The 13,317-nt window shown below is 52.1% G+C and carries 11 protein-coding genes; 6 read left to right on the forward strand and 5 right to left on the reverse strand.

The window, feature by feature from the left end; genetic code table 11:
* Positions 1-137: 137 nt before the first annotated feature.
* Both ACQE3D_RS17725 and ACQE3D_RS17730 read left to right on the forward strand, forming a co-directional pair.
* A complete protein-coding gene (locus ACQE3D_RS17725; protein ID WP_026600343.1) occupies positions 138-791 on the forward strand; it encodes an SOS response-associated peptidase in 654 nt (217 codons plus the stop codon).
* Positions 792-919: 128 nt separating this feature from the next.
* Entirely contained in the window at positions 920-1,663 is a 744-nt protein-coding gene (locus tag ACQE3D_RS17730; protein WP_026600344.1) for a hypothetical protein, read from the forward strand.
* A gap of 230 nt (positions 1,664-1,893) precedes the next feature.
* Here ACQE3D_RS17730 and ACQE3D_RS17735 read toward each other — a convergent pair whose 3' ends face one another.
* The 4 genes from ACQE3D_RS17735 to mobH all read right to left on the reverse strand — a co-directional run bounded on the left by ACQE3D_RS17735 (position 1,894) and on the right by mobH (position 7,947).
* On the reverse strand, positions 1,894-3,033 hold the full coding sequence (locus ACQE3D_RS17735) for a hypothetical protein (RefSeq protein ID WP_026600345.1): 1,140 nt from the start codon (positions 3,031-3,033) through the stop codon (positions 1,894-1,896).
* Between the two features lie 110 nt (positions 3,034-3,143).
* Positions 3,144-3,776, reverse strand: a complete 633-nt coding sequence (locus tag ACQE3D_RS17740; protein WP_026600346.1) for a DUF4400 domain-containing protein — start codon at positions 3,774-3,776, stop codon at positions 3,144-3,146.
* On the reverse strand, positions 3,773-5,617 hold the full coding sequence (gene traD / locus ACQE3D_RS17745; RefSeq protein WP_026600347.1) for a conjugative transfer system coupling protein TraD: 1,845 nt from the start codon (positions 5,615-5,617) through the stop codon (positions 3,773-3,775). The genes ACQE3D_RS17740 and traD overlap by 4 nt, the downstream gene beginning before the upstream one ends.
* Positions 5,614-7,947, reverse strand: coding sequence for a MobH family relaxase (gene mobH, locus ACQE3D_RS17750; protein ID WP_427551126.1), 2,334 nt, complete (start codon positions 7,945-7,947; stop codon positions 5,614-5,616). Before mobH ends, traD begins: the two co-directional genes overlap by 4 nt.
* Before the next feature lie 128 nt (positions 7,948-8,075).
* Between mobH and ACQE3D_RS17755 the strand changes: the two genes are divergently transcribed.
* On the forward strand, positions 8,076-8,555 hold the full coding sequence (locus ACQE3D_RS17755; RefSeq protein WP_026600349.1) for a hypothetical protein: 480 nt from the start codon (positions 8,076-8,078) through the stop codon (positions 8,553-8,555).
* A 9-nt stretch (positions 8,556-8,564) separates the two neighbouring features.
* The gene (gene trfA, locus ACQE3D_RS17760) at positions 8,565-9,431 is read left to right on the forward strand and encodes a plasmid replication initiator TrfA (RefSeq protein WP_026600350.1); all 867 of its coding nucleotides are present in this window, start codon (positions 8,565-8,567) and stop codon (positions 9,429-9,431) included.
* A 370-nt stretch (positions 9,432-9,801) separates the two neighbouring features.
* Here the strand turns inward: trfA and mobI are convergent, their stop codons facing one another.
* A complete protein-coding gene (gene mobI / locus ACQE3D_RS17765) occupies positions 9,802-10,272 on the reverse strand; it encodes a conjugative transfer protein MobI(A/C) (RefSeq protein WP_026600352.1) in 471 nt (156 codons plus the stop codon).
* 488 nt (positions 10,273-10,760) lie between these two features.
* Here mobI and traF point away from each other — a divergent pair, with 488 nt between their 5' ends.
* Entirely contained in the window at positions 10,761-11,777 is a 1,017-nt protein-coding gene (gene traF, locus ACQE3D_RS17770; protein ID WP_427551127.1) for a conjugal transfer protein TraF, read from the forward strand.
* Positions 11,774-13,231, forward strand: a complete 1,458-nt coding sequence (locus ACQE3D_RS17775; RefSeq protein ID WP_026600355.1) for a conjugal transfer protein TraH — start codon at positions 11,774-11,776, stop codon at positions 13,229-13,231. The genes traF and ACQE3D_RS17775 overlap by 4 nt, the downstream gene beginning before the upstream one ends.
* The last annotated feature ends 86 nt before the right edge of the window (positions 13,232-13,317 follow it).

The following is a 13,317-nucleotide window of genomic DNA, read 5'->3' on the forward strand; positions in this document are numbered from 1 at the left end:
TCGTGGTTCTGATGAGGGCAAGCAGTGTACCTCAAAAACGGAATTGTTTTGTATTTGTTCTTATTGCTCAATGAGTTTGGTTGTTACGCATTTCTGACGTTTAATAACGTCAGTCATTTATCACGGAGGCATGGGCAATGTGCGGTCGTTATCAGCTCACAGCAACCCCTGAAAGCATTGCTGAACATTTTGAGTTGCCACGCTTGCCTCGCTTTCAAGCTAGCTACAACATTACCCCTGCGCAAAAAATCCTGTGCATCGTTGAGCTAGACGATAAATCGCTAAAATCGGTAAACCTGTTTTGGGGGTTAGTGCCGTCATGGTCAAAAGATGATAAACACAGCCATCACCTCATCAACGCACGAGCAGAAACCATTAGAGAGAAACCCAGTTTTCGTGCTGCCTTCCATAAGCGACGCAGCTTAGTCGTCGCAAGAGGTTTTTATGAGTGGCAGAAATTGGAAACGCATAAACAAGCGTTTCATATCCACCGGCAAGACAATCAGTTATTTGCCTTTGCTGGACTTTGGGAACATTGGGAGCACGAAGCGCAAACACTCTATTCCTGTACCATCATCACGACCGCTGCAACGCAACTGATGCAACCGATTCATGAACGTATGCCGGTGATCATGCCTGTAAACCATTACCGGGATTGGTTGGATAAATCCGCCACTGACAATGACGTGTTTCAATTACTGGATAATCAGGCGTACGCTGATATGACTACAACACCGATCAGCGATTATGTAAACAATCCAAGGCATGATGATGAGCGGTGTATTGAATAACTTCTGGTCATGTAGTTTGGCCGTTCAAAGCTGAATCTTATTCATTCTGCTCTACTGAAATTAACGGAGGTGTTATCGGTAGACAAGGCTAATAAAACACGCCTTTTTATTTCTTAGGAGCCATTTAGATGCTGAAAAGATGCTGGTTTGGTATTTATGTTGTATTGCTACCCAGTCTTGGATGGTCGAATGATTTCTCGACTATCCAGGACAATATCAAACCCGGCAACATTGTCATCATCGGCGAAAGCCACCAAAGACCGGAATCAACACAGCTTTTCGCGCGTCTGGTTGATGCGACCCTGGAAAGACATCAATGCTTGACTGTCGGACTCGAAATTAACCGCAATCAACAACCCGTCATCGATGCTGTAACCCAGGGTGAAACACAGGTAGCGGAGATTAAAATACCGTATGCCATCGATCATCCTGGACTGCGAAAACTGATTGATTATCTGGTCACGCTCAAATCGAAATTTCCATGCTTGGGCATCGAGGCCATTGACGCCGATCAAGACCGCGACGTAAATATGGCCAATCGGTTGTCCGAGTTCTCGCGCGAAAAGCCGATATTGGTTTTGCTGGGTGGACTGCACACATTGAAAAAGGTTAAGTGGACGGTCAAAAGCGGAGAACCCTTTGTTGCCGAGATACTGGCTAGCCATGGCTATCAAGTTAATTCCTATCCGCAAAATTGGCAGCCTGAGAGGTGCAAGAACGGACAGGGAAGATCAAGCCGATACGTTAATGCCGACGATCCGGAAGCATTGCAGATTCTGAATGAGTCCTTCATGTCGCTGATCAACGCCCAACGTCACCGATCAACGCAGGATGTTGTCGATGGGTTTTTGCTTTGGGAATGCGATCTTTAGTTGTTTTTCCGACGAGTCAATCATGATGCTTGTGGCTGCAGCTCTCGAAGGCGCACTAATCGCACCACTGAGTGACTTTTTAACAAGCAATAATCCTCGCAGCCCGGCTTTTGACCATGACCGCGAGGGTATGCCAGCTGATTCAAGCCATTTCATGTAAATTCTGGGCGCTACATCTGACCCTCTTCAAAGGCCATCAGGCTGCCATCATCATGTTCAACCCAAATCACTCAGCATATAAAGAATGTTTGAGGCTCCTCTGGTTCCAATTGCCTGGACATCGATTCACAATAGTGATCGAAATGTCCCGTGAACTCGATGGCAGGAAGAAGATTGTTGTCAATCACGTGAGGAATATTGAGATTGGTCAGTAGCCCGTTGATGTCTTCGAATACTGACTTAGCGTCATCGGTTGTCAAGAGCGGCCAAACGTAAACGGTTGACAATTCTTTTTCACGATCAAAAAAAGCCGCCCGTATTTCGGTGGGTATGTCATCGACACCGTGTTTACTGAGCACGACTTTTGACACGGGGTATTCTTGGGCTTTCATATTTAGCTTATAGAAGATATCAAGCTCATTGAGTAAATGAATCCCGCGCGAGGCGGCAATACTGAGTGGATTGGGTTTTTCAATCTCCCAGACGTTGTGACCGGTTTGTTCATCCATCTCCTCTTTAAAGGCCTCTGACCATTCTTCGGCAAATTCCCCAAAGTCATCCGATTTGGGCTGTTCACAAAAAAGAGGCGTTAATGCCTGATCGCTAATCACCACACCCACCAGGAATCGCAAAATGAGGTCCCCCTCCGGATTCTCCGAGGGCTTCATAACAAAAGAACGGCGTGATTCCGATGTTGGAATTTCGCCTTCGGCTTGCTCGATCAACTGCTGGTTGATCTGGCGAATTTGGCTAGGTAACCAGTTGATGTCTTCAAGGGTGAATAATTCGTCGTGAATGGCGAGGGCTTGTCTATCGTTGATCAGCCCATGGCTTTGAAGCAATTGTCTAATGCGTTCGGGGTCTTCAATACGCTTAGGTAAAGCCTTTTCAGGATGGGACTCGATGACCATCGGGATGGCGAATACGATCGACTCTGCATTCGGCATAGACGGCAATCTCACCCGAATCCGTTCGGCGAGCGAAACAATGCGCTCATTTAATAGCGAAAATACGTGCAAACCTTCCGATTGTCGTAAAGCGCTTACCAAAATATCGTCCTGGCTATTTGCAATACAGGACTCAATAAACGCTCGAAAAAGTGAATCGAGCTCAGGCGACGTTGGGTACAGAGCGACTTTCTTAGCGGTTAACGTAATGTATTTAACCAAAGGATCCGACGTAGCGGTGTCGTTAATAGAACGGTTTAACATGATAATGCTCCTGGGTTGTGTTGAGGTTGAGGGGTAAAACACGTTTGGGGTTATGCGCCGGATGTGTGTTGATCATGCCGTGCAGAAAACAGATGACATTCATGGAACACCTACACCCGCTTTTGCGTGTTGGCCAACAGTACGTTGACGGCGTAGGTGACGACAAAGACACCTACTGGCACAGCTTGCGGTGGAATCGGAAACGGCAGTGTCAAACTGACCAGCAGCAGATACAGCGCACCCAGAATCAGATAAAGGCTGTAGCGATGCGCCATGGGGCTGGGGTAATCGAAGTTGGTCTGGCTGATCTTGCGCCGCACCAGTCCGTCGACGACAAACGGCAGCAAGGCAGCTGCCAAGTACGGTAACCAGATGCAGGCGGTGGTCAGGCGCTTGATCATTTGATAGATCGTGTCCCACAGTACGTTGAGCCGGCTTTCGATAAAGGGAAACAAATCGTTACGCCCCACATCCTCGAAGCCTTTGGACATCTGCCGTTCGCGCTCGGTGGGGATGAAGTAGCGGAACACGCTGTCGCGGATGCCGGTGGTGACGAACAAGCGATCAAACCAGCGCTGCGCGGTGTGGCTGATCTGTGATTCTTTATCGGCGCCAAAATAACCGATCATCATCTGATCTTCGGCACGCTGCAGTTCGCGCGTCCAGCGGTCGGACACAAAACTGGCCACCAGGATCACTTCCAGTAGCCAAAGCATCAGGCTGAACAACAGATTGCGGGTCATGAGCTCGCACCTTGGCGATTCTGTTGTCGGTCCAGTTCCGATTGCAGTATCGGCAAGCGACCTTTGACGATGCGGCCGCCGGATAACTTGGCGATGTAATGCAAGTCCGGCAGTTGTCCGAGTAACTGCGGTGCGAACAAATCACCTTCTTCCTCCATCAGGCGTTCACCAACATTGCCGGAAAACACTGTGGGATTGGTCGCGCTAGTCGCTACGCCTTGGGTGCGCATGATGTATTTCAAGCGGGTTTTTGGCAGGTTGTCGGTGATGTACTGCTGTGTTTCGCTATCCATGATGCGCAGGGCAATCAGGTTGTTGACGTTACCCAGCACTTGCCGGGCTTTGTCCTGAGAACCGGTGCGGGCGGCAAAGTCGGCAAAAGTCTGGGTGGCGATGAACAAGCGAATCTTGGCACCGCGGCCTTTGTTCAACACCTGAATGAAGGGATCGTTGATGACTTCGGCGGCTTCGTCGACAAACACATTCACGGGTCTATCCGAGACGCCGTAGTTGTAGCGATCGCCGGCGACAGCGGCCAAGTCGGCTAACAGAATCGATCCAATGGCGCTACCCACCATGCCGTCCGATAACGAATCCAGGCCGATGTAAGCAACCTGGGCCTTTTCGATGATATGGCCGGTATTGGTGATGGGACGCAAATCATCCACGTCGTGGGGATTGGGTGACAGCAAAGGCCCCAAAGAACCCGAGGTCAGCATGTTCATGATCGGAATCAAGGAGGCGACCATCTTGCTGAAGTGCGCTCGGTCGTGTTCGAACAAGGACAACAAGCCTTCCAAATCCAGATTCGGCAATTGATATTGCACGACCTCTCGGTAAAACCGCACCAATCCCAACGCTTTGGAATCGATGTCCTTGGCATTCTTCAGGTAAGGTCGCGCCTCGTGTCGCCAATGGCCCAGGTTGTTGTCGAAATAGCGTTCCAAGGCTTGAATCACCAGTGTCGAAGGACCGCCTTCCAGGTAACGGCGCAGTTTGACCAGGGTTGGCCGTTCCTCGATCACCATCAAACCCTGAATCACGTTATCCAGGGATTTTTGACCAAAGGCCTTGAAGGGATCGTTACTGCTTTCGCTAGGCGAAATGGCGCTGATGCGACTGGCGATTTCCGAAGGCCGGTTGAAATTGTGTAAGGGATCCAGACGCACGCTGTCTTCCGGAAACGCCGGGTGGAAATACACGAAGCGATCCGGGCGCTTGGCCAAGGCACAAGCCCGTTTGGCACAGGCCATCAAATCCTTGTCGCCTTTGGGATCGATGATGATCACCGCTTCGCCCCGCAATACCGCTTGGGTCACCAACACATCAAAGGCGCGCGTTTTACCGGCACCGGTGGTACCGACTAGTAGCGTATGGCCGGCGGTATGCTGCAAGGGCTGACGAATGTCGCCTTCGGACACTTCCAGGCCATGTATCCAGGCCGAGCCCATCCGTTGATGATCGCTGGGAATCAGCGTCGAGACATCGCGTTTCAAAATCTCATAGGCCAATTGCGCATGCTTTTGCACCCAATCGAATCCCCAACCGAACCACAAGGCCTCGGGGTTGCGATTCACCAGGGTGACAAGCTTTTCGGCATCCAGGTATTGGAACCGAAACTGTCGCAACCGGCGTTTGCGGTACCAAAGACTCAAGGCCGGCGACAATCGCCAACACGCCATGACCCCGCACGCCGTCATCAACCAGTCGAAGGGTTCGCGTGGCAAGCCCGACCAGCGACTCGTGAAATGCGCCAAACCGGCACCGCCTAGCCAGCCCGAGATGGCATACACCTCGAAGATGGGCCGCCAGGGAAATTGGTAGTCGTAATCGGATTTCATGGTTTGATCCGTACTTTGATGCCTTGCCCACGTCCCAGCACTTGGCAGTCAGGATGCTGACTGATTTCGCGTAGGAACTCGTAGCGTTTCAAGTCGGGATGTCCGTCCAGGTAGACCCCAAGTTCGTCATCAGAAACAGTGATCCAGGCGTCTTGCTGATCGGGATGGGTGCGCAGTGTCGAGATCCACACGCCCACTGCCGGAAAATCTTGCCCAGGTTGCACACTCGGAATGCCGTCGTTAATGCTTGGTTTGACTGAATCCATGACTGTTGTCGACGTTACTGGGGGTTCTGCTGGTTGCTTGTGACTGCGTGGTTTGGCTTTTGTGTTTCGCTGCTGGGTGGGCTTTTGAAGGGTCGATGGATTGACGGGATCGATACGCTTGTCTGGTTTGACTTCGACATTTTCAGCAGGCAATGCAGTTGGTGTGGCATTCGATGCTTGAACCGGTAAAGCGCCTATCATGCGCAATAGCCTCTGCGCAGGTTCCTCAGCCAGTTGTACGACGCGTTGCTGCCCTAAGGTTTGCACTTTCCGCATCGGAGACAGAACATCGGTCACTAACCAGTTTTGATCGACCAATCCTTGAATGAACACATCGCTTTCAACTTGAAGCTTTAGCGGAACATCTGGAAATAGGCATAACCATTTTCCTTGTTTTTCGAAGATGTCGCCGTTCCATGACCACTGCCCCTGACTAATCCGGTTCGCGATTTCGATAAGCCACGCGCCGGCCTGTCCATGATTGCGGAGCCATAAGACTTCTGGGTCTTGGATGGATTGGGATTGGGTATGCTCAGTCACGATGTCCGCTTGAGGGTCGGCTAAAGACTTGGTATCGCCATCCACGCTCGGCGTGCATCCGTCATCGACAAGGGGGGTGGGTTTGTCGGTATCACCGGTATCCGATTCAACCTGCAAGACTGGGGATAACGGGACCTGCTCTTGGCTAGTGCCATCGGGAATGGCCGCCAAGGTTGGCATCTCGTGGTCGGTTGATGGTGCCTGCGAAACCGGCTTAGGCTTGGTCGGTTTGCGAGATTTGACTGCTTCAGTCTTTTCCGGCAATGCCTGGTCTTTGGTTCCTGGTTGGGTTGGTGTAGTAGATTCCTCGTCCTCAACTTCAAATCCTTCGATCGCGGCCGGCGGCTCATTGCTGAATATCGACTCCAACGATGCCAAACGCAGCATGTAAAACACGGCGTCCAAGCCATCCGGTCTCATACGCCAATAGCGGTACTGGCGGCCTGCGGCATCGCGTTTGGGAATCGCCAAACCGCGTTCGATCAAAATATCCGCCAAGGTATCTTCATCGCGCGGAATACCGGGCACCTTGTCTTTGGCCAGCAAACCGACGATGTCTTGCGCGCCAGTCCGCCAAACAATATGCACACCGGATTGAAATCGCCATACTCTGGCGCCTTTGTCGTTGACCAGCCACTGGCCTGATTTAATCAAGCGCCGCATCGCATCGAACAGATACCGCTCGACCGGCATCCCCAACGCCGCATCGACCGAATGCGCATGGGTTTTCAAATCGCGTTCCACGCTTTTGCAGTCTGCGGTAACCACTAACTCATAGAGCTTGCTACCGCGATCCAGACCATGCAAGGTTTCCAGTAGCGCTTGCATGATTTCTGGTCCCGGTTCCAGCAGGTAAGCACGCGACTCACGCGTTAACACCCGCTCGATAACCAGTGCCGAAAACTGTTGGTGGCGTTTATGACGGTTCTCTCGCCAGCGCAAAAAATAACGATCGATACGGTGTTGTGCCGCCCAGTCGATCAAATTTTCGTCACAGGGATTCCAGGTGTGCAGCCCCTGACTGTCGGTAACAGCGATATCGGAGACAGGTTTACCAATATCGTGCAATAAGCCGGCAAAACACACGGCCAATCGCCAGCGCGGCTCCAAGGTTTTACGGGATTTGGGTGTGGCGTCGCTTGCAAATAGGCAGCCGTGCGATGCCAGGGTCGCCCAATGTGCGACTTCAAGGCCATGCCTAAACAAACCACCGGCGCCGCGATGGTGATGTGATTCGGAGGCCGGCAACAAGTGACTGAATGCGGCATAGCGTGTAATGACCGGTAGTGCAATCGCCTGATATAACGCATCGGGCAATGCCAATGCCTGCTCTATCGATTGAATCAGCTCGCTTTGGGTGGCCAGAACACGCTCTACCGATGCCGCCGGCAGCCCCTTCATGAATGGTGGATAACGTGGAATCTCCTCGCCAGACGATGCCGGTGGTGCACTGACCAAAGCCGGTTTATCGCCCCAAAGACGCTGACTGATACGTTGGATGAAAGATGACGTGGCGTTTTCCATGGCGCCGCATCGTGACATAAAAATTTTGGACCCTTCGTACAATAAAGGTCAAATTCGACCTTTATTGTACGAAGAGCAGAAAAGTTTGTGATTAATGTACTGCGCTTTCTGATTCGTCTGGAGGCAGCATGAACATTGACACCATCCCCCCTCATATTCGCTCGTTTATCCCGATTGTAGGCTTGGCGCTGTGCACGGCTTGCGCATCGCCGAGTGCAGTGGATGAACACATTCACGAAATCGTCATCGGATCGATGATGCTTGATTCCAAAAAGCCCTGGCACCTGGATAGTGCCTGGCAGACTGGCGGAATAGGCGGTTCGGCGCTACGGACCGCGTCGATAGAGCATGTTGTCAGGCAAGTGGATCAGCCCTGGCGGGCCGTAAACGATGCCGATACCGTTGCAAAGCCCAAACACCCTGACAACAGCTTTGCGGATTCAATCGAATTCACGCAGATCGACGACCCATCCCAGTTGGAACGCGCCTGGCGAAAATACTGCCATCATCAGCTCGACCTGTCGCTTGAGGAACGCGCGCTGATCGACTCGACAGACATGCGGGCTGCCTTACAGCATGCCTGCAACCCCAGTAGTCTGCTGAAATAAGGGGGCGTCATGACTATCACAAGCAACGACGCGTTAGGCAATCTCGACAACCGCTTTCAAAAACTGGTGGCCCTTAAAAAATCCAAACCCACAAAAGTCGAACCCTTGGCGACTTTACCGCATTGGCCTGCCGGTATGCGCGGCACGCCGAATGCCTGTTTGCGCAGCGCCTTGTTTGCCGGGGTGCAGGGCAATGAGCGGATAGCGTACAAAAAACGTACCCTATTGGCCGCAGTCGAGGGGATCGAAGTCCGTTATCTCGGCGTTCAGCTCAATCAGTCCGATCTGGACGTCTGGATGCAGATCGTGCATCTATCCAGAACGCAATTGCCGGGCTTTAGCGTGACCTTCAGTGCGCATGCGTTGCTGATGGCTTTAGGCCGATCGACCGGCAAAAGTCAGCACGAATGGTTGAAGGAATCCATGGCGCGTTTAGGCGGCGCCTTTGTGGAAATCACCTTTCAAGGCCGCGACACCTTTGGCGAAAAAGGGTTCTTACGGTATCACCGTGATGAAGTGACCCATCGCTACGTGGTGGAAGTGACCGAATCCATGCTGCGCTTGTTTGAAGACGGCTACACCTACATCGAGTTCGAGCAACGTCGTAAATTACGTAAACACCCCTTGGCACTCTGGTTACAGGGATTTATGTCGTCACATGCAGCGCCCTATCCGTTGAAAATCAACACCATCCACCGTTTGAGCGGCAGCAGTGCCACGACCCTGCGTGACTTCAAATACCGTTTACGCAAAGCATTGGAAGCCTTGGTCGACTGCGGTAGTCTGGAAAGCTTTGAGATCGGCGAGGATACCGTCAAAGTTAAAAAACACCCCACAGCGAGCCAGCAACGGTATTTACAGGGCAACAGCGGTTGAAAAAAAGCACGGCATTCGACCGACGCTATTTTGGCTCGGTCGATACGGCATTCGGCCGACGCACTAACGGCATTCGACCGACACGGACACGGCATTCGACCGACGGTGGCACGGCATTCGGCCGACAGACACGGCATTCGACCGACAAAAAGCACGGCATTCGGCCGACGTTTTACACGGCATTCGACCGACGCTCAGTGCGTTTTTTGGAATCGCTGCAAGTCACGATTGGCGTGGCCTACAGCGATTTTCAACGACCTAAAAAATCGGGTGCTAATCTATTTATAATCTTTTTTTAATCTAAATATAGGGCCGCTGCCCTGTGGATAACTTTGGGCCTTGGTCTGCCCATCAGCAGCGTCATCGACACTCAGTGCGAGCCCGTTGCCATGGCTTTTTGAAACTGCCAATAGGCATCGCGCAGTGTACCCAGCAGGGCCACTTGTTTACGGATATCGGCGAATTCGTTTTCCAAGGTTTCCACCAGTTGCTGCTCCCAGTCGGGTTCACCCTTCAGGATCCGCTGCAGGGGATAGCGATAGCCAGGACCTTTTTTCAGGTATTGGCAAATCGGTTTAGTTTGACCCTTTTGGCGCAGGGTGGCCATCCGGTACCACTCGATGCTAAACGACAAACGACTTTCACGACGACGAATCCGAACGCCAATATGCCCGCGCTCTTGGGTGGTCACATGTTGATGTCGCTGATTCATTTGTCGCCAGTAATCATCCACCAACATCCGCGCGTGGGCATGCAATTGCTCCGCTTTACTCTCCAGCCACACTGGGATGGCTGCATCAGTCGGCAGTAAGGATTCTTTCTCGCTATCGTCGCTTTTCATGAATTTTCCTAATACTTAACTTCAGGGATTTAGAGTGGTCGTCCCTGAGGGATTTTTTTTGGGGGGGTCCGGTTTGACACAGGGCTGAGGCCAAAAACCTGTACAGACATTTAGACGCCGCGTCCCTGAATACTTAGGGATATGTTCTGCGAAACATGGCCAGGTTGACATCGATGTTCCCTGATAACCGGTTTATCGGCCTGTCCCTGTTTAGACACGGCACATTGCCAATGACTGAAAATGTTCGCTGAATGTCCCTGATAGATCAGGGAACCGCCGAACGGAAATCCTGCACAGGTTTATGCGCTGAGTCTGATCAAAACCTGCCGCGGATTCTAGGCGAGGTAAAAACCGATGGACTGACAATAAAGGCCAAAATCGGCCTTTATTGCAGCCAAGGTAAAAAAAATTGCCCTGTCGTACAAATTAGGTCGAATTTGACTTTTATTGCACACGAATAGCCAGGTGACTGGTGTAACAATAGGGCTATGAACCCATATCCCTTCGTACTGTTGATGTTAATGACGTTATTGCTGCAGGCATTGACCGCCTCGGCTGATGAGGCTGTCGACAGACCGGTTGCGTCGTATTTCGAAGACAAACAACGCGGCTGGTTTTGGTATGAGGTATTGCCGGAGCCGGTAAAAAAAAACCAACCGGAAACTCAAGCCGATCAGGAAAAACCCAAGCCTGACAGCAAACCACCCAGCGTCGTTCAAACTGAAATTGAACCCAAAACACAAGTCCAGCCTTCTGCAGAACCCCAGCCACTGTCCTCAGCCTGGCTGAAGCAAAACTTGGAGCATTACCTGAACCAGGCCATCGACGATCCGAGTCCCGAGAATGTGTCGGCGTTTTATTACCTGCAGCGGGTGATGATGGATAAAGCCGAGCGGTTTACCAACGCTGCGCGCTACGTGGTGATGTCCGATCCGCAACTCGACGAAACGGTGCGCCGACCGGTGGCAACCTATGCCGCCAATGAAGCCAATCATCAGGCCGGCGTGGTGGCCGAACAAGCCTTGAAAGCGATTGCCGCCCAAGCCGGTATTTTGTTTTTCTTCCGATCTGATTGCCCTTATTGCCATGTACAAGCACCGATTCTGGCGATGCTGGAAAACGCCTACGGATTCAAGATTTATCCTGTGTCGCTGGATGGTTTACCGATGCCGAACGGCTTTTTCAGTCAGTTCAAACGTGATAACGGTCAGGCTGCAATGTTGGGCGTTGAACAAACCCCGGCACTGTTTCTGATGAAACCGCCCAAGCAGATTGTGCCGTTGGCGCAAGGCGCGTTGTCGTTAGAAGAAGTTACCGGTCGGATTCTGCTGGCGGCCAAGGAAGCCGGTTGGATCGATGCCTCCCAATACCAAACCACTCAGGGCATCCGTAACACGCCGATGTTGTTACCGGCCGCCGGTAGCATCAGCCCTGCGGTCACTCAAGATCCACTATCGCTGATCCAGGCATTGCAACGCAGTGCGCATCTCGGGAGTACGCCATGATGTCGTTTTCATTTCGCTATCGTTACCCATATCGCCAGGTATTAGTATTGATTCTGTTGGTTGAGAGTGCCGTTCCTGCTTATGCCGACCTGCAACAGGAAATGGATAGCATGTTCGGCACCATGACCAATTTTACGGCGCCGACCGCCCATTTAGGACAGCGCCGCGGCGTGATTACCGGCGGCAGCCTGGTGGCGCGCAACGGCATCACCAATACCAACCTGGTTTCCTTCGTGCCGCCGTCGTTCAGCGCCGGCTGCGGTGGGATCGACTTGTTTGCCGGTAGCTTCAGTTTCATCAACTTCAACCAGTTTGTGCAATTGATGCGTAATGTGGCTGGCAATGCCGCAGGGTATGCGTTTCAGTTGGCCGTGGGTGCCATGTGTCCCTGGTGTGCGTCGGTGATGACCGACCTGCAAAAGAAAATCCAGGAAATGAACCAGATGTTCAGCAACTCATGCAGGTTGGCTCAGGGTTTGGTCAACGACACTGTCAAAGCCTTCGATCTGCAAAGTAAAACCAATCTGTCCAATGCCTCGTTTACCCAAGGCATTTCGGATGTGTTTTCCAGTTGGACCAATACCAGTACCTTGGGCGATCCGGTGCAACAAATCAAACAAAACGATCCCACCGACATGACCAAGGTCATCCAAGGCAATCTGGTTTGGCGGGCTTTGGTCAATCAAAATGCCGGCGGTTGGTTTAGGTTTGGTGGCAACAGTTTGCTGGAAGCGGCGATGAGCATTTCCGGTACGGTGATCGTCGATGCGCCGCAAGCCGCGCCCGACGGCAAAGGCGAAAACAATGCCATTAGCGCGCCGCCGCCGGTGTTGCGTATCAAGGATTTGATGTACGGCAACGACGCCGGCAACAGTTATCAAACCGTCAGGATGTATACCTGCAGCGATGGTCATGATGCCGATCAGTGTCTGAAACCCATCGTCCAGAACGTCAATCTGGTGGGCTTGAAGCAACGGGTGATGGAAATTCTGCTGGGTTCGGCCAATACCGGCAACGGACTACTCTACAAATTCTCGACCAACAGCGGTCAAATCACCGACAGCGAAAAAGCCTTCATGCAAACCGTGCCGGATGCCATCGGCGGCATGATCCATAACCTGGCTAGGGAGGATGCCGGCATTGCCAAACTCTGGGCCGAAGAAGCGGCACCGGTGATTGCCCTGGAATTGGCGCAGCTGATTGTCAACGATTTGCTCAACGCTGTGCAGACTGCGGCACATATGAATGACCACGCCTATGCCAAGTTGTTGATGGACGCTTTGAAGGATGCAAGGGAGCAAATCCAGGACGAATACGTCACCATCGCCGGTCGCTACGGTAATCCGCAAACCCTGATGGCGTTTTACCAACAATTGATGACCACCGTGAAGCCTAAACACTATGGCACCGTGGCGCAATTGCCGGCGTCTGGCACCGCTTGGCCGACGCCTTAATGGAGTCAACCGCATGAGCCTCTGTCCGAACTGCACTACAAGACTCGCTTACTGGTGCTTTCTATCAATCGTAGGCGTGTCTTGGT

This window comes from Methylomonas sp. MS20 (genome assembly GCF_050275925.1).
In the GTDB taxonomy this organism is placed as follows: domain Bacteria; phylum Pseudomonadota; class Gammaproteobacteria; order Methylococcales; family Methylomonadaceae; genus Methylomonas; species Methylomonas koyamae_A.

What these genes read in the sequence shown, in the direction of transcription:
- ACQE3D_RS17725 (WP_026600343.1), top strand. Translation starts at nt 138, where the DNA reads ATGTGCGGTCGTTATCAGCTCACAGCAACCCCTGAAAGCATTGCTGAA.
- ACQE3D_RS17730 (WP_026600344.1), top strand. Translation starts at nt 920, where the DNA reads ATGCTGAAAAGATGCTGGTTTGGTATTTATGTTGTATTGCTACCCAGT.
- ACQE3D_RS17735 (WP_026600345.1), bottom strand. Translation starts at nt 3,033, where the DNA reads ATGTTAAACCGTTCTATTAACGACACCGCTACGTCGGATCCTTTGGTT.
- ACQE3D_RS17740 (WP_026600346.1), bottom strand. Translation starts at nt 3,776, where the DNA reads ATGACCCGCAATCTGTTGTTCAGCCTGATGCTTTGGCTACTGGAAGTG.
- traD (WP_026600347.1), bottom strand. Translation starts at nt 5,617, where the DNA reads ATGAAATCCGATTACGACTACCAATTTCCCTGGCGGCCCATCTTCGAG.
- mobH (WP_427551126.1), bottom strand. Translation starts at nt 7,947, where the DNA reads ATGGAAAACGCCACGTCATCTTTCATCCAACGTATCAGTCAGCGTCTT.
- ACQE3D_RS17755 (WP_026600349.1), top strand. Translation starts at nt 8,076, where the DNA reads ATGAACATTGACACCATCCCCCCTCATATTCGCTCGTTTATCCCGATT.
- trfA (WP_026600350.1), top strand. Translation starts at nt 8,565, where the DNA reads ATGACTATCACAAGCAACGACGCGTTAGGCAATCTCGACAACCGCTTT.
- mobI (WP_026600352.1), bottom strand. Translation starts at nt 10,272, where the DNA reads ATGAAAAGCGACGATAGCGAGAAAGAATCCTTACTGCCGACTGATGCA.
- traF (WP_427551127.1), top strand. Translation starts at nt 10,761, where the DNA reads ATGAACCCATATCCCTTCGTACTGTTGATGTTAATGACGTTATTGCTG.
- ACQE3D_RS17775 (WP_026600355.1), top strand. Translation starts at nt 11,774, where the DNA reads ATGATGTCGTTTTCATTTCGCTATCGTTACCCATATCGCCAGGTATTA.